18 protein-coding genes and 1 pseudogene are annotated in these 20427 nt (G+C 70.8%); 3 read left to right on the top strand and 16 right to left on the bottom strand.

All coding sequences use genetic code 11. The annotated features are described in order from the left end of the window. The 11 genes and pseudogenes from ACWEVN_RS33890 to ACWEVN_RS33840 form a co-directional block, all read right to left on the bottom strand. A pseudogene (locus ACWEVN_RS33890) lies at nt 1-515 on the bottom strand (LCP family protein); the annotation flags it as partial. A gap of 219 nt (nt 516-734) precedes the next feature. Further along, nucleotides 735-1409, bottom strand: a complete 675-nt coding sequence (locus tag ACWEVN_RS33885) for a GGDEF domain-containing protein (protein ID WP_449681967.1) — start codon at nt 1407-1409, stop codon at nt 735-737. 120 nt (nt 1410-1529) lie between these two features. Beyond that, the gene (gene idi, locus ACWEVN_RS33880; RefSeq protein WP_449681867.1) at nt 1530-2093 is read right to left on the bottom strand and encodes an isopentenyl-diphosphate Delta-isomerase; all 564 of its coding nucleotides are present in this window, start codon (nt 2091-2093) and stop codon (nt 1530-1532) included. A gap of 87 nt (nt 2094-2180) precedes the next feature. Then, a complete protein-coding gene (locus tag ACWEVN_RS33875) occupies nt 2181-3014 on the bottom strand; it encodes an alpha/beta fold hydrolase (protein WP_452053980.1) in 834 nt (277 codons plus the stop codon). Continuing rightward, the gene (locus ACWEVN_RS33870; RefSeq protein WP_452053979.1) at nt 3011-6004 is read right to left on the bottom strand and encodes an NACHT domain-containing protein; all 2994 of its coding nucleotides are present in this window, start codon (nt 6002-6004) and stop codon (nt 3011-3013) included. Before ACWEVN_RS33870 ends, ACWEVN_RS33875 begins: the two co-directional genes overlap by 4 nt. Nucleotides 6005-6014: 10 nt before the next feature. Beyond that, a complete protein-coding gene (locus tag ACWEVN_RS33865) occupies nt 6015-6542 on the bottom strand; it encodes a cysteine hydrolase family protein (protein WP_449681870.1) in 528 nt (175 codons plus the stop codon). Further along, nucleotides 6539-7972 carry a purine-cytosine permease family protein gene (locus tag ACWEVN_RS33860; protein WP_452053978.1) on the bottom strand — a complete coding sequence of 478 codons (1434 nt, stop codon included), beginning with the start codon at nt 7970-7972 and terminating at the stop codon, nt 6539-6541. Before ACWEVN_RS33860 ends, ACWEVN_RS33865 begins: the two co-directional genes overlap by 4 nt. After that, nucleotides 7969-8844, bottom strand: coding sequence for a PfkB family carbohydrate kinase (locus tag ACWEVN_RS33855; RefSeq protein WP_452053977.1), 876 nt, complete (start codon nt 8842-8844; stop codon nt 7969-7971). Before ACWEVN_RS33855 ends, ACWEVN_RS33860 begins: the two co-directional genes overlap by 4 nt. Continuing rightward, entirely contained in the window at nt 8841-9836 is a 996-nt protein-coding gene (locus ACWEVN_RS33850; RefSeq protein WP_449681873.1) for an ADP-ribosylglycohydrolase family protein, read from the bottom strand. The genes ACWEVN_RS33855 and ACWEVN_RS33850 overlap by 4 nt, the downstream gene beginning before the upstream one ends. After that, nucleotides 9833-10525 (bottom strand): GntR family transcriptional regulator, encoded by a 693-nt coding sequence (locus tag ACWEVN_RS33845; RefSeq protein ID WP_449681874.1) that lies wholly within the window; start codon nt 10523-10525, stop codon nt 9833-9835. Before ACWEVN_RS33845 ends, ACWEVN_RS33850 begins: the two co-directional genes overlap by 4 nt. 32 nt (nt 10526-10557) lie before the next feature. Then, nucleotides 10558-11205, bottom strand: coding sequence for a VC0807 family protein (locus tag ACWEVN_RS33840; RefSeq protein ID WP_449681875.1), 648 nt, complete (start codon nt 11203-11205; stop codon nt 10558-10560). A 138-nt stretch (nt 11206-11343) separates the two neighbouring features. Here ACWEVN_RS33840 and ACWEVN_RS33835 point away from each other — a divergent pair, with 138 nt between their 5' ends. After that, the gene (locus ACWEVN_RS33835; RefSeq protein WP_449681876.1) at nt 11344-11745 is read left to right on the top strand and encodes a hypothetical protein; all 402 of its coding nucleotides are present in this window, start codon (nt 11344-11346) and stop codon (nt 11743-11745) included. On the opposite strand, the gene dusB is transcribed toward ACWEVN_RS33835, so the two are convergent. The 5 genes from dusB to ACWEVN_RS33810 form a co-directional block, all read right to left on the bottom strand. After that, nucleotides 11666-12805: a tRNA dihydrouridine synthase DusB gene (gene dusB, locus ACWEVN_RS33830; RefSeq protein ID WP_310969413.1), complete on the bottom strand. Its 1140-nt coding sequence runs from the start codon at nt 12803-12805 to the stop codon at nt 11666-11668. The genes ACWEVN_RS33835 and dusB overlap by 80 nt on opposite strands. Nucleotides 12806-12871: 66 nt before the next feature. Continuing rightward, entirely contained in the window at nt 12872-13609 is a 738-nt protein-coding gene (locus ACWEVN_RS33825) for a hypothetical protein (protein WP_452053976.1), read from the bottom strand. Next, nucleotides 13606-15087, bottom strand: a complete 1482-nt coding sequence (locus ACWEVN_RS33820) for an FHA domain-containing protein (protein ID WP_452053975.1) — start codon at nt 15085-15087, stop codon at nt 13606-13608. The genes ACWEVN_RS33825 and ACWEVN_RS33820 overlap by 4 nt, the downstream gene beginning before the upstream one ends. Beyond that, nucleotides 15081-17420 (bottom strand): DUF4407 domain-containing protein, encoded by a 2340-nt coding sequence (locus ACWEVN_RS33815; protein ID WP_452053974.1) that lies wholly within the window; start codon nt 17418-17420, stop codon nt 15081-15083. Before ACWEVN_RS33815 ends, ACWEVN_RS33820 begins: the two co-directional genes overlap by 7 nt. An 84-nt stretch (nt 17421-17504) precedes the next feature. Further along, entirely contained in the window at nt 17505-18227 is a 723-nt protein-coding gene (locus tag ACWEVN_RS33810) for an FHA domain-containing protein (protein WP_452053973.1), read from the bottom strand. 187 nt (nt 18228-18414) lie between these two features. Here ACWEVN_RS33810 and ACWEVN_RS33805 point away from each other — a divergent pair, with 187 nt between their 5' ends. Together ACWEVN_RS33805 and ACWEVN_RS33800 are read left to right on the top strand one after the other, a co-directional pair. Continuing rightward, a complete protein-coding gene (locus ACWEVN_RS33805) occupies nt 18415-19380 on the top strand; it encodes a Gfo/Idh/MocA family protein (protein WP_452053972.1) in 966 nt (321 codons plus the stop codon). A gap of 59 nt (nt 19381-19439) precedes the next feature. Then, nucleotides 19440-20427, top strand: a 988-nt coding sequence (locus ACWEVN_RS33800) for a DUF2339 domain-containing protein (RefSeq protein WP_452053971.1), incomplete at its 3' end; no start/stop codon positions are given.

Genomic DNA, 20427 nt, shown 5'->3' with positions numbered 1-20427 from the left:
GGCCGCTGGGGCGCTCCTGCGTCCGGGCGCGGCGCGCGCCGCGGTGCGGGCCCGTCCTCGGCCCCCGGGCGGCGAGGGCGCCGGGGCGGCTGCTGCGCCGCCGACGTCTGCTGCGGGCCCGGGTTGGCCGCCGGCGGGCGTCGCTGGAGCGGGGCTTCGGGCAGCGGGGCGGCCGCCGTCGTGCGGCGGGGCTGGCGGGGGCGGGGGGCGCGCGGTTGACGTGTGGCGTCCGTGGGTACTGGGTCTTCAGCGGGCCCCTGCGCCGGCCGCGGGACGCGCGGCTGCGACGACCGCGGCGGGGCCGGTGGTTCGGCGGCGCGGACCCGGCGTCCCGGCTGGTCGGGGCGGTCCTGCTGCTCGCGCGGCGGCACCGGGCGAGCGCCGGTGGTCTTGGCGACGACGTCGGAGACGCTGATCCCGCCCTGGTCCTCCATCGACCGGCGCCGTCCGGGCCGGGGGCGCGCGGGAACGTCGGGGCGGCGACCGGTTCCCGGGCTGTCGAGCTCGTCCGGCACTCGGTCTCCTTTCGCGCGATCGAAGGGTTGCTTCGACTTGGCCGTCTTCCCCCGCAGGAGGTGATCGTTCCCCCGGCGGTTTTCGTTATCGTACGGATACCCCCCGTTCGTGACGACACCCCATCGGAATTTTCTTCACCTTGAGTCGACGAACGGCCGGTGCGCGTCGACAAACGGGTGATACCCCTTGTCGACAGACGGAGTAATGCACCCTTTGCGTCACTCAGAGTGGGTTATTAACTGTGTCGTTTGCGCGTCGTGATAGACGACTTTGTTGCGGCCCGCGCGTTTCGCGGCATAAAGCAGACCGTCCGCGCGGCGCAACTGGCGCTCCGGCGACGACGGCGTGCCGGGCTCGTGCGCGAGGCCGGCGCTGATGGTCACGCGCAGGCCCGGCTGGAGTTCTGACCAGGGATGACGGGCGACGCGCAGCCGGGCGCCGTCGACGACACCGAGAGCCCGCCCGGCGTCGACGCCCGGCAACCACAGGACGAACTCCTCGCCGCCGTAGCGGGCGCAGAAGCCGTCCGGCGGCAGGTTCTCCTGGAGCAGATCGGCGACCCGGCGCAGGACGCGGTCGCCGACGAGGTGACCGTACGTGTCGTTGATGCCCTTGAAGTGGTCCAGATCGATCAGCGCCAGCGACAGCGGCGGACGGTCGGTGAGCGGTCCGTACAGGCGCTCGTCGAGGTAACGGCGGTTGTAACTCGACGTCAGCGCGTCGCGGAGGCTGCCGTCGCGGGCGATGTCCAGCGCGGACCGCAGGTGCTGGTAGGCCCGCCGCCAGTCGCCCTGGGTGGCGAAGAGGCCGGCGATGGCCTCGTGCAGGCGGAGCAGGTCCGGCGGCTGCGGGCCGGCCGCCCGGCCCAGCGCGCCTTCGCCCTCGGCGACCATCCCGACCTCCACCACCCCTTGGTTGTCGTCGAGGGGACGGCCGCGCTTGAGGTACCGGTGCCGAAGAAGATGAATTTCGCTCAAACGGGACTGTGACGGTGACTCTCCGAAGCACTCGGCTCAAAGCCCGGAGAACGGCTCGATGCCCTTGAGCTGCGAGTACTGGTCCTTGGCCCAGTAACTCACATTAGCCGTCGCATCGTTCAGTAACTCCGTGTAGTCGGTCCAGGCGACCCAGCGCCAGTCGCCGACCTCTTCCGGGTTCGGCGCCGGCTCGGCGTCGGCCCACGCGGCGAACACCGGGCAGAACTCGTTCTCGACGATCCCCTGGAACGGCGGCGTCCGGTAGCGGTAACTCGGCAGCACGCAGTGCAGCTCCGACAGCGACGGCAGGCCGAGCTCGTAGCCCGCGCGGCGCCGGACGGCGTCCTCGAGCGCTTCGCCAGGCGCGGGGTGGCCGCAGACGCTGTTGGTCCAGACCCCCGGCCAGACCTTCTTGTGAAGGGCACGCTGGGTGATCAGTAGGGCGTTGTCGCTGCGCCGCAGGACGTAGCACGAGAAGGCCAGGTGCAACCGGGTGTGCTCGTGGTGGCTGGCCAGCTTCGGGCCGGTTTCGCCGGTGGGCACGCCGTCCTCGGTGACGAAGACGACCTGCTCGGTCTCGGGTTCGGTCGCGGTATCCACGTGCCCCAGTGAACACGACGGCCCGCCGTGCGCCGTACCGCGAGGCGGGTGGGTTACCCGCGATCCGCCCGGCGGGGTGACGCGCCGTCACCGCGCGTTGAGGTGCTCCACGAGCAGCGAGGTGACGGCCTCCGGCGCTTCTTCGGGCACCCAGTGCGAGACGTCTTCGAGCATCTCGAACCGGTAGGGCCCGGTGACCCGGTTGGCGGTGTCGAGCGCGGCGGTGGAGCCGAAGGAGACGTCCTCGGTGCTCCAGATGTACAGCGTCGGCACGGTGATGGTGCCGATCTTCCCGCCCGGCCGCCCGGCCCGGTACCAGTTGAGGGCGGCGGTCAGCGCGCCCGGCTCGGACAGCCGCTGCACGTAGTCGTCGACTTTCGACGGTGAGACACGCCGATCGAACATCTCCCGCAGCGCGCGGGCGCCGTTCTCCAGCATCCGCCGCTCGGTGACGCGGGTCTGCCGCCACTCGGTCATGTAGCGCGTCCGCAGGTGCTGGTCTTCATCGGTCTTCATGGCATCGGCGAGCGCACCCGGGTGCGGCGTCGAGACGACGGCGAGGCTGCGAAGACGTCCGGGGTGCATGTCGGCGGTCCACCAGGCGACGGCGCCACCCCAGTCGTGCCCGACGAGGTCGAACTCCGGCCACCCCAGCGCGTCCGCGATCGCGACGACGTCCCCGACGAGGTGATCGATGGAGTAGTCGCCGGCCTGCTCGGGCCGCACATCAGGCGAGTACCCCCGCTGATCCGGCGCGACAGCCCGGAACCCGAGCACCCCGAGGGTGGCAACCTGGTGCTCCCATTCGATCGCGGCTTCGGGGAAGCCGTGCAGCAACAGCACGGGCCGCCCCTCTTCGGGCCCGGCGGCGATGGCGTCGAAGGAACCGGCCTCGGTGGGGATGCTGATGTGGTCGATCACGACCTGAATCTATCGCTTGCTGCCGCTTCCACGTCGGAGTACGAGGGGGCGACGGTCGCTTTCACTTCGATGTCGGGCCGGTCGGCGAGGGGGCTCAGATCGATGTCGCCGCTACCGTGCAGGTGCAGTTCCCGGAGGGAGCTCAGCCGGGACACGAGCCGAAGGTCCGGGACGGGAGTGTTCGCGAGCTCCAGCACCCGGAGGCCGGTGAGGGAAGGCAACAAGCTCAGGTCCACCTCGGGGCAATCGAAGAAGCTGAGCTCGGTCAGGCTGCCGGCCCAGTGAACCAGGGCGCGGACATCCCGGAGGCTGGGGCAGACTTCGAAGCAGAGCTGGTGCGGCTGGTCCAGAAAGGACAAACACCGCAGATCCGCGAGGTGCGGGAGGTCACGCAGCGTCAGCGCGGACAGGTGCCGCAAGGGGGTCAGCTCGGCGATCAAGCCGATGTCTTCGATGTGGCTCAGCGTGAGTGCCTTCAGGAGCGGCAGTTCGGCCAGTCGCGCCCACCCGTGGGTCGGTGTCGTGGCGATGATCTCGCGAAGGGTGGATATCCCTGACAGCGGTGCGATGTCCGTCGAGGCATCGGCCCGGCCCCCTTCCAGCATGATGCTTTCCAACGAGGTGTCCGCCAACGGCGCAAGGCAGAACTCGTCCGGACCGGTGACGTCACAGAAGAGGCGCCTGAGATGCCGCAGGTGCTTCAGGCCGGCCAGGGCCGCCGGTTCGTCCAACCACAGGAAATCGATCGGCAGATCGGCCAGCACGCGTTCGGCGAACTCGATCGGGTCGAACCGGGCCCAGGCCCAGACCAGCTTGTCCACCACGGCCTTTTCCCGGGCATTGCGGTAGCGGGTCAGCAGTTCGAACGCCCCCGGCCCGCCGATCGACGCGATCGTGTGGACGGTCGCCGCCGTTGCTTCGGGAGTTTCGGGGTCAGCGGTGGCCAAGAGGTCGAGGACGAACTCGCCGGCTCTTGCCAGCGCCGCCGCCTTCTCGTCGCTGGACGGCGGGATCAGCGTGCTGGCCCGATCTTCGATCTCGTTGCGCAGCCGCTCGCTCAACACCGGTGACGTCTCCAGGCAGGCCAGCGACACCAGGTCGAGCTTCAGCCGGCCCTTCTCGTCCGCGTCCCACTGGAGGATTCCGTCCAGCAGGCGCTCGCGCTGCGCGGGATGGGCGTGGCCCGCCGCCAGGACCACCACTTCGCGCCAGTCGTCGCGGTGGGCGTTCGCCGTCAGGATGCCGATGTCGTCCTCTTCGATCGCCTCTTCGGCGGCCAGGTACTCCTGGAACGTCCGGTGCACGAAGTCGATCCGGCCCGGGACCGGTTCGCGCAGCACGCCGCCGCGATCCAGCAGGTGGCGGAACACCGTCCGCGGCGTCACGTCGATCTGGCCCATCGAACGCAGCTTCGCCGTGATGCGGGCTTCGGCGTCGGCGGCCGGGACGTCCGTGTGGCCGTTGCGGACCAGCCAGTACGCCAGGCTCCGCAGCAGCACCAGCTTCTCGGTCAGCGACAGCCGGACGGGAGCCTCGATCCCGCGCTCGATGTCGCGGCTGTCGAGCAGCATGCGCAACGCGACTTCGTACAGCTCCATCCGGTTCTCCGGAAGGCGTCCGTTGCCCTGGTGGTGCAGCGCGCACAGCAACGCGCACAGCAGCGGGTTCTCGGCGAGCCGCCGCAGCGCGCTGCGGGCGCCGATAGCCGCGATCAGGGCATCACGTTCCTGGTCGAGCGGCCCGTCCGGCAGTGCGTGGTGCCAGCGCGTGACGAACGTCCGGACGTCGCGCGGGGTCATCGGCTGGAGGCGGACCTCGGTGAAGCCCTCGTCGCGCAGCCAGCCGGCGGTCACCGCGGTCGGGCGCGTGGTGACGACGAACCGGGCGCGCGGGAACGCGCCGACGAGCTCGCGCAGCCATTCACGCACCTCGCGGCGGCGCACGTCCGGGACCTCGTCGAGGCCGTCGACGAGCACGACGGCCCGGCCCTGGCGCAGGTGCCGCTGCACCCAGCCGGACGGCATCTCGTCGGCGATGTGCCTGCCGACCTCGTCGAGGAAGCGTTCCGGGGTCGGCAGCGGCGAGTGGCTGAACCGGCGCAGCCGCACCAGGAACGGCTCGAGGTCGTTCCAGCCGTCGACGTTCTGCAGCTGCCGGCTCGCGCACTGGACGGCCAGCCACTGCAGCAGCGTCGTTTTGCCGGAGCCGGCTTCACCGCGCAGGAGGATCCTCGACGTCCGCGGCAGCACGTGCTCGATCCGATCGCCGGCGACGTCGTCCTCGGACGTGACGCTCAGGCTCAGGTAGGCGACCGACAGCGGGTACAGCCGGGTCGCCTCGGCCAGGCCCGCGCCGAACAGCGCCATTCGGTCGAGCGCCGTCACGACCTGGCGGCGGAAGTCCGCGGCGAAGTCGTCCGGGTGACGGCGTTCCGGTAGCGTCGCCAGCACCTTCCGGACCGTCTCGAGAATCTCGGTCTCGCGCTGCAGGATTTCGACGAGCGCGCCCGGCTGGAAGCGCGGCAGGGTGCTCGTCACCTGCACCAGGTACGCGCAGCTTTCCCGCAGCACCCGCTGGTACAGCTCGGTCGCGTCGGCCGAGAGGAGCCGGGTGACGCCGGGGACGGTCCGGAGCAGGTAGCGGTAGAGGTACGCGGCGTCGAGATCGGCGTCGAACAGGTCTTCGTCGGTCAACGCGGCGCGCTCGAACGTCTCACGTACCGCATCGACTGCGGCCGCGCGCTCGTTCTCCGGCAGCGAGCGGAACTCGACGTCGAGGAACGGCAGGAGCCGATCCGCGACCCGGGACTCGAGGTTGGTGAACAACAGCCGGAGCTTGCGGCGGTCGTTGAGACCGGCCACCTGCTTCTCGAGCAGGTCGAACACCTTGGCCGTGGCGTCCGCGGCGATCGGGCGATCTCCGAGCCAGATCTTGGCGGCAGCCTTCACCACCGCCGTGGTCAACGCGATCGCCGAGGCTTCGAGGCTCACCGAGCCCAGCCTAGCCGAGCACCTCCGCGACTGTGGCGACCGTCACCAAGGGCGCGTACAGCCGCAGGATGTCCAGCGCTTTCGCGTGGCTCTCGTCGTCCACGCCCGCGCACGCGTCGGACACCACGGTGACCGCGACACCCGCGTCCGCCGCCGCCAGGGCGGTCGACAACACGCAACAGTCCGTCGAGACGCCGGCCAGCACCAGGCCCGCGCCGCCGACCCGGGTGGCCATGCGGGCGTTCCACTTCCCGAACGTGGTCGCGTCCACTGTGGACGTCGGCTCGAACGCGTCGATCACCTGATACAGCGGCGAATCCGGCGCTTGCAAGGCGAACGGCCACTGCTCGTAATACCGGCGCCACGCTCCTTCCGGGCGCGAGGGCGCGACGAACCGGGTGAACACGACGTCGTCACCGAAAGCCGTCACCAAGCGGTGGATTCGTGGGACCACCTCGGCGAAGCGGGGAGTGAACCACGGGCTCGCCCTGTCGGCGAACACGTTCTGCAGGTCGATGACCGCCAGAATTCTCCTCACACTGCCTCCTGTTCGCGGACCCGCCGCCGCGTCAGCAACGTCACCAGGAACCCCAAGGCCAGCGCCAGCAGCACGCCGAGGTTCGCGAAGGCCCACGCGCCTTCGCGGCCGCCCAGGCCCAGCGGTTCCAGCAGGTAGCCCTGCCATTTCAGCCATTCCGCGGACGTGTTCGTCACCAGGCCCCAGCCGAGCGCCGTGGCCACCAGGACCAGGGCGATCGGCCCGACACGGACGTCACCGTACCGGCCCGCCGGGTCGAAGAGGTCCGGCTCGGCGTAGTCGCGGCGCCGCAGGAGGACGTCCGCGAGCATCACGCCGCACCAGGCCGCGACCGGAACCCCCAGCGTCACCAGGAAACCCTGGAACTGGCCGAGGAACTCGCCGCCGAAGAAGACGATGTAGATCGTGCCGAGGATCATGATCACACCGTCGACCAGCGCCGCCGCCGGGCGCGGGATGCGCAGGCCCGCCGAGAGCAGCGCCAGCCCCGACGAATAGATGTCCAGCACCGCGCCGCCGACCAGGCCGAGTACCGCGACGATCGCGAACGGCACCAGGAACCACAGCGGCAGCAACGTCGTCAGCGCGCCGATCGGGTCCGCCGCGATCGCCTTGTTCAGGTCCGGCGACGAGCCGGCCAGCAGCAGCCCGAACACCAGCAGCACCACCGGCGCCACCGACGCGCCGAACGTCGTCCAGCCGACCACGCCCCGGCTCGACGCCGACCGCGGCAGGTAGCGCGAGTAGTCCGCGGCCGCGTTGACCCAGCCGAGGCCGAAGCCGGTCATCAGGAAGACCAGCGCCCCGACCCACTGCTGCGCCGAGCCGGACGGCAGCGCGCTGACGGCGTCCCAGTGCACGTCGCCGGCCACGAGGACCACGTAGACCACCGTGAGCACGCCGGTGATCCAGGTGATCCACGTCTGCAGCTTCATGATCGCGTCGAAGCCGAGCACGCCCGCCGCGACGGTCAGCGCTGCCACCACGACGAGCGCGACCACCTTCGTCGGTGTCCCGCCGCCCCAGCCGAGGCGCTCGAACACCGTCGCCGTGGCCAGCGTCGCCAGCGCGGCGAGCACCGTCTCCCAGCCGACCGTCAGCAGCCACGAGATCGCCGACGGCAGCCGGTTGCCGCGCACGCCGAACGCCGCCCGCGAGAGCAGCATCGTCGGCGCCGACCCGCGTTTGCCGGCGATGGCGATGAACCCGCACAGCAGGAACGAGAACAGGATGCCGACCACGCCGGCGACCAGCGCCTGCCCGAACGAGATGCCGAAGCCGAGGGTGAACGAGCCGTAGCTCAGCCCCAGCACCGACACGTTCGCGCCGAACCACGGCCAGAAAAGCTGCCGCGGGCGCCCGCGCCGCTCGGCGTCGTCGATCACGTCGAGGCCGTTGGTCTCCACCTCGAGCCTGCGGGAACCGGTCATCGCATGGCCTCCACCAGCTGGTCGATCTCTTCCCGGCCCGGCGCCGTCGCCGGGCCGCGCCGGGTCACCGAAAGCGCGGCCGCCGCGTTGGCGCGCACGGCGGCGTCGAGGACGGTGCTGCCGCGCAACAGCTCCGCGGCCAGCACGCCGCAGTGCGTGTCGCCGGCGCCGGTCGTGTCCACGACGTCGACCGGGTACCCGGGGACGTCGGTGATCCGGCCGTTTTCGTGGACACGACAGCCTTTCGCGCCCTCGCGGACGATGGCGACGGGCGGCAGCTCGCCCAGCACCTCGGCTTCGCGGGCGGTGCAACTCAGAATGTCTATGGTGGACAAAAGGTCATGGATGTCTCCAGGGTCGATGTCGGTGATGAGCGGGCCGGGGTCGAACAGGATCTTCGAGCCGGGCAGCCGGGGCAGCCACTCGATGAGGGCGCCGCGATTGATCTCGTGCAACCAACTGTATCCGCTCACGTACACGACGTCGTCATTCTTTGGGGTGACGCGGGCGAGAAGTTCGGTGCTCAGCCGCCCTTCGGCGCCGGTGCCGGTCGCGAAGGTGCGTTCTCCGGTCGTATCTACCAGCACGACGACGACCCCAGTGTCCATTTCGGACACCGGATCGTGGGCCAGGGCAATACCTTCGGCCGCGAGGGCGCCGCGGACGAGATCGCCGAAGCCGCCGATTCCGTGGCTGCCAGCGTAAAGCACTTTCGCGCCGGAGCGTGCCGCAGCGGACATGACGTTGAAACCGCCGCCGGGCAACAGGTTCGTTGATGAAGCGAGAACGTCGCCGCCGACCGGGGGCAGGGCCGGCACCGCCATGACGAGGTCGACGACGACCTGCCCGGTGTGCACCAGCCGCCCGGTCATCGGCGGCGCAGCTTCAGGAGTTCGTCGACGAGCGGCCCGAATTCGAGCCGGTTGACGGCGAGCACGGTTTCGACGACGTCGGGGCGGAAGGCGCCGACACCGTGCGCGGCGCCGAGCATCGCCCCGCAGATCGCGGCGACGGTGTCGGTGTCGCCGCCGAGCCCGGCGGCCAGGCGCAACGCCGACGGCGGGTCATCACCCATCGCTTCGGCCAGCGCGAATGCGGCCACGACGGACTCCTGCGACGCGACCGACGTGCCGATGACCTGCGCGACCGCGTCGGCGACGGCGGCCGGCGCCATGCCCCGCACCCAGTCGCGCGCCCACCGGATCCGGGCGGCGATCTCCCCGCCGGGCGCCCAGTGCCCGCGTTCCCCGCCGACGACGGCGGCGCGCTCACCGGCGTCGAGGGCTTCGGCCAGGCTCGCGCCGTCGACCCCGGCGGAGACGACGGCCGCGACCGCCGCGGCCGAAGCGATGCCCAAACTGGTGTTGTGCGTGACCCGCGCGGTCGCGACGACCGCGTCGACCAGGCGGTGCAGGTTTTCCGACGGCGTGGCGATGCCGACCGGCGCGACCCGCATGGCGGCGCCGTTGGTGGTGCCGGTGCGGCCGGCTTCGTCGGCCGGGACGCCGTCCTGGAGCCGCGCGAGCGCGCGTTTGGTGGACGGCCCGAGCAGGTCCGCGGAGCCGCGGCGGACCATGTCGGCCTCCCAGATCAGCAGGGCGTCGGCGAAGACGTGCGGCTCGACGACACCGCGGCCGTCGATGAGCAGCCGGGCCAGCAACACGGCCTGTTCGGTGTCGTCGGTGACCGAGCCGGCGGGCATCGACGGCGCGACCGGCTGTTCGGCGACGGCGGTGAGCAGGCCGGTGACCGGTCCGTAGGTGGCGGCGATGGCGGCGCGGGACATCGACTGCGTCGGCATGCCGAGCGCGTCGCCGACGGCCAGCCCGGTGAACGCGCCGAGCGCCCGGTCCCGCGCGGTCACCGGTGTCCGAAGGTGAGGTGGAACTGGAACCGGTCCGGGTCCAGCAGGCTGACGACCCGCTCGACGAGCCGGCCTTCGATGTCGACCGACGTCCGTTCGGCGCGGAGGAAGAGTTCGCCGATGCTGCGGCCGAGCAGTTCGGCGGCGCAGGCGTCGAGGCGTTCGGTGCTGATCCACTGGTCGCCGCCGACGGAGATCCGCCCGGCGGCTTCGAGGGTTTTGGTCAGGGAGCCGTCCCGCAGGCCGGTCTCGGGGAGGCCGGCGAGCGGCCCGACGGCGGGCACGGTGGCGGTTTCCAGGGAGATCCCGCGGTCGTGCTCCCGCCGCAGCCGCCGCACGGCGACGTAGGCCGGTTCGCCGAATTCTTCTTCGAGGGCCCGGTCTTCGACGGCCTCGATGCCGAGCAGTTCGGTGGTGACCGGCGCGCCGGCGTCGGCGAGGGCCTGCGCCCAGCCGATCCGCTGGTCGAGCTGGACGCCGTCGAAGATGACGAAGGAGCCGACACCGGCCTGGGTGGAGATGAGCTCCAGCTGCTGGAGCTCGGACAGCGCGCTGCGGACGGTGCCGCGGCTGACCTGGTACTGCAGGGCGAGCTGGTTCTCGCCGGGGAGGCGTTCGCCGTGGGCGAGGCGCCCGGAGCGGATCAGGTCGGTGAGGTCGCCGACCAGCTGCTGCCGCTTGCTGTACATGTCCACACCTGTACACCCGGCGTTGTTGCAGGTCAAGCGGCCACGAGGGGCTTCGCGTCGGCGACGATCATCTTGCCGGCCTTCTCGGCCACCTTGCCGGAGACGACCATGATCACCGCGAAGGCGCCCGCGAAGATGGCGGTGCTCAGCCACACCATGGTCGAGATCGGCAGCGTGAAGGCGCCGACGATGCGAACCGCGCTTTCCAGCGCGAAGCCGATGCCCCAGATCACGCTGCAGCGCCGCAGGATGGCGTCGAAGGTTTCGGTGCCGCTGAGCCGTTCCCACGCGGCTTCGTTCTCCGCCTTGCCGCGGGTGAGGAAGGGCCGCATCGTCTTGGTCATGATCGGGGCCGCGGTGAAGGCGGAGGCGAGGATGACCAGGCCGGTGATCCCGCTGCCGAGCGAATCCTTGGCGATCATCATCCGGGCGTCGCCGGAGACGAAGGTGAGCAGCATGCCCACGACGTTCGTGACGAGGACGACGAGGGCGAGGCCGTTGAGCGTGCGGTCCTTGGCGAACTGGTAGAGCGTCCTGGCCAGCGGGAAGACCCCGGAGACGGCGAGGGCGGTGAAGTCGCTCGCGCCGAGCGAGTGGAGTGCGTAGTAGACGCCGATGGGCACGGCGACCTCGATCGCGAGGGTCTTGACCAGGGAGCTTGCGGGCTGGTTCGTCGTCATGGGACGAGCTTGTCGCGGCGGGGGCTTCGGCAAGGATGCCGTCCGCCACGACTTCGGGCTGACAGATGTCACGGTCGGCCGGCTCACCCGATCGGGCGGTCGACCTCACATTCCGCGCGGCTGCGCCGTCTACCGGGCATGACGATCTTTCTGCGCGGCACGATCGCGCTGCAGACGCTGGCGCTCTTCCTGGCGCCGATCACCGCCGGCCTGCTGCTGACCACCCCGAACGGGCACGTCCTGCACAGTGCTTCGGCCTACACGGTGTGGATTGTCGCCGTGGTGCAGGTGGTCGCCGCGGTCCTGGTGTGGCGGCCCGGTGGGGGCTCGCCGGGGATGATCCTCTACGCGGCCGTGTTCCTGGGCCTTGTGACAGCGCAGGTGTTCCTCGGGATCGCGCACGTCAAGGTCGTGCACGTGCCGCTGGGGGTGTTGCTGTTCGGCCTGAGCCTGGTGCAGCTCAGCCGCCCGAGTGCATATCTTCGGCTTCCGGGACGCAGTCGTCGTCCGGATCGTCGAGCCAGCCATGCGGCAGCGTGACCTTGCCCGGCGAGCCCTGACGGCCGCGCGGGCCGGTGGCCGCGTCCGGGAACGGTGCCGAGTGGTCGAGCTGGGCGATCAGGTCGTCGAGCTGGTCCATCGACGACAGCATCGCGAAGCCGCGGCGGAGCTCGGAGCCGACCGGGAAGCCCATCAGGTACCAGGCCATATGCTTGCGGATGTCGCGCATCGCCTTGTCGTGGCCGTCGTGCTCGACCAGCAGTTCCGTGTGGCGGCGGAGCACGGCCGCCACCTCGCCCAGGTTCGGCGGGGTGGGCAGCGCGCGGCCCTGGAAAGCCGCTTCGAGCTCGCCGAACAGCCACGGGCGGCCGAGGCAGCCGCGGCCGACGACGACGCCGTCGCAGCCCGTCTCCTCGACCATGCGCAGGGCGTCGGCGGCGGAGAAGATGTCGCCGTTGCCGAGCACCGGGATGCTGGTCACGGCCTCCTTCAGCGCGGCGATCTTCGTCCAGTCGGCCTGGCCGGAGTAGCGCTGGGCGGCGGTGCGCGCGTGCAGGCTTACGGCGGCGGCGCCTTCGGCTTCGGCGATGCGGCCGGCGTCGAGGAAGGTGTGGTGGTCGTCGTCGATGCCGATGCGGAACTTCACCGTGAACGGCGTGTCCCCGGCCGCCTTCACGGACTCGCGCACGATGGCTTCGAACAGTTTCCGCTTGAACGGCAGCGCGGCCCCGCCGCCCTTGCGCGTCACCTTCGCGACCGGGCAGCCGAAGTTGGAGTCGACGTGGTCGGCGAGCCCCTCGCCGACGATGATCCGGACAGCCTCGGCCATGGTCTTCGGGTCCACCCCGTAAAGCTGCATGGACCTGGGCTTTTCGTCGGCGCCGAAGGTCATCATGTGCATGGTCCCGGGGTGCCGTTCGACGACGGCGCGGGCAGTGATCATCTCGCACACGTAGATACCGGCACCGTACTCGGCGCACAGCTGCCGGAAGGCGACGTTGGTGATCCCGGCCATGGGCGCGAGCACCACCGGCGGATCGACCTCGTAGGGGCCGATCTGCAGGGCGGGCTTGCTCAGGGTCGCGGTCACGTCCTCCATTGTCGCCTGTGGTGTCGATCACGCCGATCGAGGGCTCGGAACGGTGCGCAGGCGGCGGAGCGCCGGTCAGTTGCTGTCGTGCCCGACCGGGCCGGGGCGCTGGTGGCGGCACGCCCGGTGCGGTACGAGGTGCAGGTCACGCGGTCCGAGGAGGTGCTGGCTGATCAGGTAGTCCGGCAGCTCTTCGCCGTGCCCCTGCTCGCCCCAGACCGCGTCCATCGTCTCGCGGAGGGCCCGGTCGAGCTGGGTGGCCTTCTCCTGCCCCATGCACCGCATTGTCTGCGTGCGGCCCTGCGGGGCCGGCGCGTGCAGCCCGGCCGTGAAGTACTCGCGGTAGTGCGCGGCGAGGATCACCCGGTGCACCGGCACCCGCTGCCACAGCTCGCGCACCCGGAGCACCGCGCCCGGCACGCCGACTTCGGTGCGCTCGCCGTCCGGGGTGCCGACCTTGACGCCCTGGTGCGCCGATCCTTCGATGGCCAGCCACAACCGGCATTCCTTGTTCCAGGCGATCACCTCGGCGCGACCGTCCGGGAGGCGCACCGAACACCGCTGCGGCACCTGAACCCGCTTCGGCTCACCGGCGAAGTGGACCGAGAGCAGGCCGTTGTGCGCGGTCGAGTCGTTGTCCAGCCACCAGTCCCCCGCTCGATAACGCAGGCAGGGCGTGTTGGGCCGGCGGGAAATGGCGACCCGGCCACTGGCGCCCGAGAAGAACTCCCGGTCGAGGTAGACCTCGGTGCCGGCCAGGACGTCCCGGTCCGGCTGCGGCGGGGTGATCAAGGTCAGGCGAGCCACGTTCATCCCTGCTTTCGTTCCTCGATCACGTCGGCGACGACGACGGTCACGTTGTCGGCCGCACCGACCTGTCCCACCATGGCCAGCAGGGTGGCCACGCACTCTCGAGGCGGCTCGTCGCGCGCGGCGAGGAGCACCTCCTCGAGGCGTTCGGCACCGAGCGAGCCGACCAGACCGTCCGTGGCCAGCACGAACCGCTGCCCCACCGCGGCGATCTTCTCCCAGTGGTCGGGCTGCACCGAGTCCGTAAGGCCCACCGCCCGGAGCAGCCGGCCCTTGGCCACCGGGTCACGCCGTCCCGCGAGCGCGAAGCCCTGCGTGGCGTGCGGCTGGACGAGGCGGCTGATCCCCGCCTCCGTCTGCAGCAGGACGGTGCCGTCCCCGACGTGCAGGCCTTCGACGCGGAAGCGCGTGCCGTGCGGCCGCAGCATCGCGACGTCGAGGGTGGTGGCGAGCCCGGTCGCCAGCACGTCGTCGGCTCCGCGGGCGCGGATCGCGCGGTTCAGGTTGGCCGCGGTCATGGCCAGGTCCTGCTCCGGGCCGGCGTGCCGCACCCCGTCCACCGCCATCCGGGCCGCCACCGCTCCCGCCGGACGGCCGCCCACGCCGTCGGCGACGGCGACGACGGAGAAGTCCGCGAAAAAGGCGTCCTCGTTCTTCCGCCGGCTGCCGATCACGCTGTCGCCGAAGGCGTCGAAGCACAGCTCGCCCGCGCGGTCGCGGGGGACGACCAGGCTGAGCACCTCCGCGCCGCCGAGGCAGACTTCGTCGCCGTTTCGCAGCCGGACCGGGCGGCCCGGCGATACCGCCTGCCCGTTGAGCGACGTGCCGTTGCTCGTCGGGAACGCCTCCAGCCACCAGTCGTCCTCGATCTGGCTGATCACGCAATGCCGCCTGCTCACGCGATCGCCGCCGAGCACGATGTCGCACTGCGAACTGCGGCCGATCACGGTGCTGGCCCGGCTGAGCAGGAAGTCGTCGGTGCCGCGCAGCCAGGCGAGGGTCGTGGCGACCCGGCGACGCTGTTCGCCGCCTTCGGCCACCGGTGAAGCCGGCTGCTCCGCCACGGCTTTCCGGGACGGCTGCAGGTCGGCCGCGACGAGTACTTCCGTTGCGGGATCGGCGGGGCGCAGTGGTGCTGCGGAATCACGCACGACGAGTTCGGTGCCGGGTGGCGCGGCCGCCAAGACCTCGGTGCCCGGCGGCTCGCCGTCGTCGATCCGGTCGGCCCGCTCTCTCTCGAGCTGCCGGAGGCTCTCGGCCGCGGGCAGGGCCAAGGGCCGCTCGCCCGGCAGCGGCTCCGGAACCGCTTCGGCTTCGGCGAGGGCGAGCTCACGGCGCCGGGTTCTCGTCTTCCGTCCCCGGTGCTCCCGCGAGCGGACCGGACGTCCGGCTGCCGTCGTGTGGCGGAAGAGCGTCAACGTGCAGATCGTCGTCGCGATACCGGCGACGAACCCGATCAGCACCGACAGCACGTTCACCATTTCCCGTCACCTCCGAGGTTGGTGGGAGCGGACGACGGTCCGCCGTCGTCGCCGGAGCTGCCGGCCGCCAGCTGGTTCGGCGGCAGCAGCTGGTACTGCACGTCCCGGTCCTGCACGTCCTGCCGCACCAGCTCCAGTGCCTCGTAGGCCAGTTCGGCGTGACTCCGGTCGCCGAGCTGCCCGGACACGCGCTTCGCCGGATTGCGGTGGAGCCACTGCATGACGAGCACCGCGACCGACTCGGGCAGGTCGGGGTTCAGGACCCGCGGATCGATCGGGTCGTGCTCGCGCAGCAGCTCGACCAGCTGGTGGACGCCGATGCCGTCCGGATCCCACCCGTTCGCCCGCGCCTCGTGGTAGAGCGGCCGCTGCCCGGTGAGCAGCTCGTACCAGACCGCCCCGACCGCGCGGACGTCGCTCGCGCTGCTGGCCCAGCCGTTGCGCGGCTCGCGAAGCACCTGTTCGAGAGGGGCGTACCAGCGGGTGAACTTGATCTCGCCGCCGGTCGGCGGCTGGGTGCCGTCGTCGACCGCCTTGGCGAGGCCGAAGTCGATCAGCCGCACGTTGCCGTCGGGGTCCAGCGCGATGTTGGCCGGCTTGATGTCGAGGTGGACGCAGCCGGCGGTCCACGAGTCCATCAGCCCCAGCAGCACCTGCCCGACGATGCGGATGGACCACTCCAGGGTCCGGACGCTGTCGCCGTCGCGCAGCAGTCTGCTCAACGTCTGCGGGTACCTCGGCGTGACGATGTAGGCGCCGAACAGCGGGTCCCGGCCCACGCCGAGCATGGGTGCCACGAACTTGCTCCGGATCTTCCGCAGGAAGTGCAGGTCCTTCTCGATGGCTTCCTGGGCGTAGTCGTGTTCGACCGCTCGTTTGACGACCACCGACAAGCTCGGCTCGAGCAGGTCGTGGGCGAGCAGGACCAGGCTGAAGCCCGGGCGATCCGCGTCGGGCAGCGGTCCCTCCACCACCCAGCGATCGTCCAGGACACGGCGAGCCGGTTGCTCGCGCTGCCGCGGGAGCAGGACGGTCTCGGCGTGCGAGTCGTCGACCACCGTCAGCCGGTCCGCCTCGTCGTCGCGGGACGACGGGAGCACGGTGGTCGTCCCGAACGCGGCCTTGGCCGCCGCGACCTCGCCTTCGTACCGCCAGCGGTGCACCTGCAGATCCCGGTCGTGGTCCAGCTTGAGCCGTTCCAGCTCGAGGTCCTTCTCCTTCGCGATCTGTTCCAGCAGCACGTCCTCGTCCGCCTGGATGCTCGCGAGGCCGGAGACGCGCCGGGACCGGCTGCGCGCGGCTTCGAGTTCTTCGTCTTCCTGGTGCTGAGCCTCTTCGCGCTCGAAGGCCCGGAGAACTGTGCGCCGGGCAACCCGGTCGTGGACGCTTCGAGGCGCGAAGAACTTGAAGATGATCGGGAGCAGGTCGATGAGCAGGAAGATCCCCCGCACGATCCACACCCGCAGGCTCAACGCGGGATTGGCGTCGACGATCTCGTCCAATGCCTTCTCCTGCGCGAGCAGGCCGTTGGCTTGCGAAGTGATGCGGTCCTGCTCGATGACCTTCTGGTCGATCTCCGTCTTGAGCGCCGCGAGATCTGCGCCGTACTTCGTCTTCGCCTTGCCCTCTGCTTCCTGAGCCGTCGCGACCTGGTTCTGCCGCTCTCTGAGCGTCGCCTGGTAGGTGGCGCACGGACTGCCGTCCCGCAGCGAGCACCCGACGCCGGTGCCGTGCTTGCCCGCGATCTCGTCGTCCACGTCCTTCTGCGCCTTGTCGCGGGCGGCCTGAGCGTCGACGGTGGCTTGCTGCGCGGTTGCCCAGGCGCGCTCGATTTCCGCACGTCGCTGCGCGAAAGTCGCTTCCACCTGTTCTCGCGTCTTCTTTTCCTGGCCGTTCCGGTCGATGTCGACCTGGTGCGCGATCTCCGGCGCGAACATCGTCAGCAACACGGGCTCGGAAACGGCGGAGGCGATGACAACGGCGAGGAGACACCGGCCGAGAACGGCAGCGACCTTGCCGGCCACACCGGTCCACTCGCGCCGCGGTTGCCCCTCCGGCTTTCCGTACGAAACCGAACTGACCAAACTGCGGTCGAGGTTGAAGATGATCAGCGCCCAGAATGCGGCCAGAACGAGGTGCCACGACGAAAACGCGTGCTGGACGGTGCCGATCACCATCGTCATCGAAATGCCGCTGGCCAGCGCCGTGAGCAGGACAGCGAGCCCGGTGCAGACGTACCGGGCCCGTTCGAGCCGCTGCACCCCGCTGCCTTCGGTCAGCGCCGGATCCGCTCCGGCGCACCAGAAAAGGAGATCACCGAACCTTCGCTGCACCTCGGTACCTCCTGCCATGATTGCCCCTGATCGTCCTGTTTCCCACTGTCACACGAATTCGTGGCCGGAAACCGCCGCCGGGGGCTACGAGGGTTCGCACTGGATCCGCCCGGGTGAGCCGTCCACTGCGAACTCCGTGGTGCCGATCCGGATCACCTGTCCGGGGCGGAGATCCGCCGAACCGTGGATGCGGACCCCGTCGACCCACGTGCCGTTCGTGGAGTGCAGGTCGACGCACCGCACACCGGTGGGCGTCGGCAGCACGTGGCAGTGGCGCCGGCCGGCCCGCGTGTCCTGGAGGCGGCCGGGAGGCGGCACGGCCCGGCCGAGCGTTATCCCTTGTGACGGCAGGAAGATCCGGGCGCCGGTCGGGCGGTGGATCAGCGACCGGGCCACCGGCGGCGCTGCGAGGCGTGCGTGCGGCGGCGCTGCGGGGCGGGCTTGCGCCGGCCGCGGTGGTCCGTGGTTCGCGGTGGGTACCGCGTCCCGGTCGCCCGGCGCGAGGACCTCGACCTCACTGCGGTCGGCGGTCATCGTTTCGCACAACACCCGGACCGTCCCGAGAGGAGCGCCGGGCCAGTTGCGCAGCACGGCGCGTTCGAGGCGGACGCGCAACTCCGCCCGGTCGACCGGGAGCAGGGTGAGCATCTGCTCGGCGATCGGAACCCGGACGGTCGGGTTCCGCGGCACCCCGTTTCTCGCGCTCACCAGCAGGGCCTCGACAATGCGCCGGCAGAGGTGGTCCTCGAACGAAAGCTCCGTCGCCGCACCGAACCGGTCGGTGCCGAACCACTCGATTCCGGCCATGCGTGAGAACCTCCTCGAAAGCCACCTTCGGATGGTGTCCGAATCGGAGTCGCCGCGACCGTCCGATGCATTACGAGGGATCGCAATATTTCTCCGCGTCAACAGATTTCCGATTCCGTGGCGAATCTCGTGGGAAGTCGCCGGGCGGATTTGTTGGCCCGCTCCCGGCAGGCATAGGGTTCGGTGCATGACGAACACGCCCTTGCGGTGGGGGATCATGGGTACCGGTGCGATCGCCGACACCTTCGCCCGGGACCTGCAGCTCACCGAGTCCGGCGTGGTCGCCGCGGTCGGGTCGCGGTCGGGCGGGAGTGCCGAGCGGTTCGGCGGCGAACTGGACATCCCCACCCGCCACAGCAGCTACGAAGCCCTCGCGAACGATCCGGACGTCGACGTCGTCTACGTCGCGACGCCGCATCCCATGCACCACGCCAACGCGCGGCTCGCCCTCAAAGCCGGGAAGCCCGTGCTCGTCGAGAAGCCGTTCACGATGAGCGCCGAGGAGGCTCGCGACCTCGTCGACCTCGCGCGCGCCCAGGGCCTCTTCCTGATGGAGGCGATGTGGACGCGGTTCCTGCCGCACATCCGGCACATCCGCGAGCTCCTGCCCAGCCTCGGGGACGTCGTCACCGTCGCCGCCGACCACGGGCAGTGGTTCGCCGAGGACCCCGCCTTCCGGCTGTTCGCTCCCGAACTGGGCGGGGGTGCCCTGCTCGACCTGGGCATCTATCCCGTTTCCTTCGCGTCGATGGTGCTCGGGCAGCCCGAGCGCGTCGCCGCGATGGCGACGCCCGCTTTCACCGGGGTCGACGCGCAGATGTCGATGCTCTTCGGCTACGCCGGCGGCGCGCAGGCCGTGCTGACCTGCACCTTGAGCGCGATTTCGCCGACCACCGCGTCGATCGTCGGCACCGAGGCGCGCATCGAGGTCGACGGGCCCTTCTACGCTCCCGCCTCCTTCACCTTCATTCCGCGCGAAGGCGAGCGGCGGCGCTTCGAATACGTCGATGAAGGCCGTGGCCTGCGGCACCAGGCCGACGAAGTGGCGCTGCGGCTGGCCGCCGGGGAGACCGAAAGCCCGCTCATGCCGCTGGCCGAGACCGTCTCGATCATGACCACCATGGACGAGGTGCGGGCCGCGACCAGGACGTGACCCGGGATTGAGTAGTGCTACGGATCCGCAGGTGACGCCTTTGGGTGACCCTGTCCGGTATGACCACCGAAGCAGATGTGCTCCTCCGGCTCGCCGGCGAGATCGACGACCTGGGGCGTCGTCTCGCCCTGGTGGGCTCCGAACTGCGGACCGTCCGGGACGAGCAGCCCGAGCGAGCCGGCCAGGAGACGCACGCCGAGCAGCAGCCACAGCCCGAGCAGCAAAAGCAGCCCGAGCAGCAAAAGGCGGCCGAACAGCCGAAAGCGCCCGAACAGCCACAGCCTGAACCACCGCCGCAGCCACAGCCGCAACCGCCGCCCCGGTCGGTGCGGCCCGAGTCGGTCCCGTGGCCGCAGTACCAGTGGCAGCCGCCCCAGCCGCAGTACGCCCCGCAGCGGCCGCCGTACGCCCCGGCGCCGACGCCGTACCTGCCGGTTCCGCGGCAGACGCTGGGCGAGAAGCTCGGCAAGGAAGGCGCCGGCAGCCGGGTGCTCGCCTGGGTCGGCGGGGCCGTGACGCTGCTCGGCGTCGTCCTGCTGCTGGTGCTGGCCGTGCAGCGGGGGTGGCTCGGGCCGCTGCCGCGGGTGCTCGTCGGCGCCGGGTTCGGGCTGGCGCTGACCGGCACCGGCGTCTGGCTGCACCGCAAGCCCGCCGGCCGCACCGGGGCGTTCGCGCTGGCCGCCACCGGTATCGCGACGCTCTACCTCGACGTCGTCGCCGCGACCACGCTGTACGAATTCCTGCCGGTGCTCGCCGGGCTCGCCGCCGGGCTGGCGGTCGCCGTCGGCGGGCTGCTCGTGGCCGTGCGCTGGGAATCGCCGCTGCTGGCCTCCGCCGTCGTCATCGGCTGTGCCGTGTGCGCGCCGATGATCGTCCGCGGGTTCACCCCCGAACTGGTCACCTTCCTGCTGATGATCCAGCTCGCGACGGCGCCGGTGCAGCTGCGGCGCGACTGGTCGTCGCTGACGCTCGCCGCCGGTGTCCCGCCGCTGTTCGCCTCGGTGATCAGCACGGCGTGGCTCGGCGGGGGCGGCGGCTGGGCCAACA

The organism is Amycolatopsis sp. NPDC003861 (genome assembly GCF_053605405.1).
Note: the sequence above shows the minus strand (reverse complement) of the source record. Positions and strands in the feature narration are given on the sequence as shown.